Raw genomic sequence first — 2,332 nt, 5'->3', positions numbered from 1 at the left:
TCACCGCCAACCCGCTGTTGGGCCGAATCGCCGACCGCGCGATCGGCGCCGGCGGCGCCGCGATCCTGACCGAGATCCCGGAGATTTTCGGGGCCGAGCGGCTGCTCATGGCGCGCGCCAAGGACCGCGAGGTGTTCGAGCGCATCGTCGACCTGGTGAACGACTTCAAGCGCTACTTCCTCGCTCATGGCGAGGCGGTCTCGGAAAATCCCTCGCCCGGAAATATCGAAGGCGGGATCACGACGCTCGAGGAGAAATCGCTGGGCGCGGTGCAGAAAGCGGGGCGCGCGCCGGTCGCCGACGTGCTGCGCTACGGCGCGCGGCTCAGGCGCAAGGGGCTGAGCCTGCTCGAGGCGCCGGGCAACGACGCGATCTCCTCGACCGCGCTCGCCGCCGCGGGCGCGACGATGATCTTGTTCACCACCGGACGCGGCACGCCGCTCGGCTTTCCCGTGCCGACGGTGAAGCTCGCCTCGAACAGCGCGCTCGCCCGGCGCAAACCGGGCTGGATCGATTTCGACGCGGGCCGAGTCCTCGCCGACGGCTTCGACGCCTGCGCGGACGCGTTGATGACGGATCTCGTCCGCATCGCCTCGGGCGCGCCGACTGCGGCCGAGCGCAACGGCGAGCGCGAGATTGCGATCTGGAAGCGCGGCGTTACGCTTTGAGCATGGCGGGCATCGACGACATCCTCGCCCTCGCGCCGGTGATTCCCGTGCTGGTAATCGACCGGGTCGAGGACGCGCGGCCGATCGCCGAAGCCCTGGTCGCGGGCGGGCTGCCCGCGCTCGAAGTGACGCTGCGCACCCCGGTCGCGCTCGATGCGATCCAGGCGATGAACGCTGTCCCCGGCGCAGTCGTGGGCGCCGGGACCGTGCTCGATCCCGGCCAGCTCGCCGCCGCGCGCGACGCGGGCGCGGAGTTTGTCGTCAGCCCCGGTCTCACCGAACGGCTGGGCGTGGCGGCGCGCGACTCGGGCCTGCCCTTCCTCCCGGGCGTCGCCACTGCGGGCGAGATCATGCGCGCGCGCGATCTCGGCTTCTCGCGGCTCAAATTCTTCCCGGCCGAGGCTGCGGGTGGAATCAAGGCGCTCAAAGGTCTGGCCGCGATTTTCGGCGGCGTGCGCTTCTGCCCGACCGGCGGAATCACCCAGGACAACGCCCAGACCTGGCTCGATCTGCCGGCGGTCGTCTGCGTCGGTGGCAGCTGGCTCGTGCCCGCCGGCGAGCCGCTCGATCGCGCAGCGATTCGCGCCCGCGCCGAGGCCGCCGCCGGCCTCCGCCGCGTCTGATTTCGTCGCACCCCGCGTCACGGCCAGTTGCCTATGACACCGGTTTCCTATAGCTGATAAAAAAAGAGAGCCGGGAGAGCCTGCTTGAACCTCGTGACCGATCGCAGCCGGATCGCCGGCCGATTCCTCGCCGCGCGCCGCGCGGCCGCGGGGCTTGCGGACTATCCGGGCGATTTCCCAGCCACGCTCGACGAAGCCTATGCGATCCAGGACGAGGCGATCGCCGCCTGGGGACGGCCGGTGATCGGCTGGAAGGTGGGGCGCGTGCCCCCTCCTTTGATCGACCGGTTCGGCACCGATCGGCTGGCCGGACCGATCTTCACCGCGGAACGCCCCGCCGGCAACGGCGGGACGGTCGAAATGCCGGTCTTCGCCGAGGGCTTCGCCGCCGGCGAGGCGGAGTTCCTCCTGCAGATCGGGACCGCGCCGGCCGCCGGCAAAGGAGGCTTCAGCCTCATTGAAGCAGCGGCGCTGATCGATGCGGTTCATGTCGGAATCGAGATCGCGAGCTCGCCTCTGGGCGCGATCAACGCGCTCGGCCCGATCGCCGTCATCTCCGATTTCGGTAACAATAACGGGATGGTGATCGGCTCGGAGATCCCCGACTGGCGCGCGAGCGGCTTCGAGGATTGGGAAGTGACGACTTTGATCGACGGTGAGACGGTCGGCACCGGACGCGCCGCCACATTTCCCGACGGGGCGATCGGCGCCGCGCGCTTCCTGTTCGAGCTGATGACGCGGCGCGGCATCGCGCTCGTGCCGGGCCAGTGGATCTCCTCCGGCGCGGTCACCGGCGTCCATGACGCGCGTCCGGGCCAGCGGGTCGAGGCGCGCTTTCACGACGGCCTCGCGGTCAGCTGCGACCTGGTCGCCGCCCGTCCCGAATAACGTTCAGTGCGCCCATTCGCGGGTGAGCACGTCGGCCGTGCGGCCGTTCCAGCGCACTTCGAGCTTCCGCTCGCCCTGATAAACTTCGTAGATGACGAGGCCGTCGGCCTGGACGCTTTCGATGACTCGGGTCGGGGCGAGCGCGGGGTCGAC

General features: G+C 70.1%; 2 protein-coding genes and 1 pseudogene. All 3 read left to right on the top strand.

The window, feature by feature from the left end; all coding sequences use genetic code 11:
* Positions 1-668: pseudogene (locus ACT4N8_RS02015) on the top strand (altronate dehydratase); the annotation flags it as partial.
* 2 nt (positions 669-670) lie between these two features.
* A complete protein-coding gene (gene eda, locus ACT4N8_RS02010; protein ID WP_444856468.1) occupies positions 671-1,291 on the top strand; it encodes a bifunctional 4-hydroxy-2-oxoglutarate aldolase/2-dehydro-3-deoxy-phosphogluconate aldolase in 621 nt (206 codons plus the stop codon).
* Positions 1,292-1,375: 84 nt separating this feature from the next.
* Entirely contained in the window at positions 1,376-2,179 is an 804-nt protein-coding gene (locus ACT4N8_RS02005; RefSeq protein WP_444856467.1) for a 2-keto-4-pentenoate hydratase, read from the top strand.
* Positions 2,180-2,332 lie beyond the last annotated feature (153 nt).

This window comes from Sphingosinicella sp., assembly GCF_052387495.1.
Classification (GTDB): Bacteria; Pseudomonadota; Alphaproteobacteria; order Sphingomonadales; family Sphingomonadaceae; genus Allosphingosinicella.
Note: the sequence above shows the minus strand (reverse complement) of the source record. Positions and strands in the feature narration are given on the sequence as shown.

Coding starts and splice junctions, on each gene's coding strand:
- eda (WP_444856468.1), top strand. CDS start 671: ATGGCGGGCATCGACGACATCCTCGCCCTCGCGCCGGTGATTCCCGTG.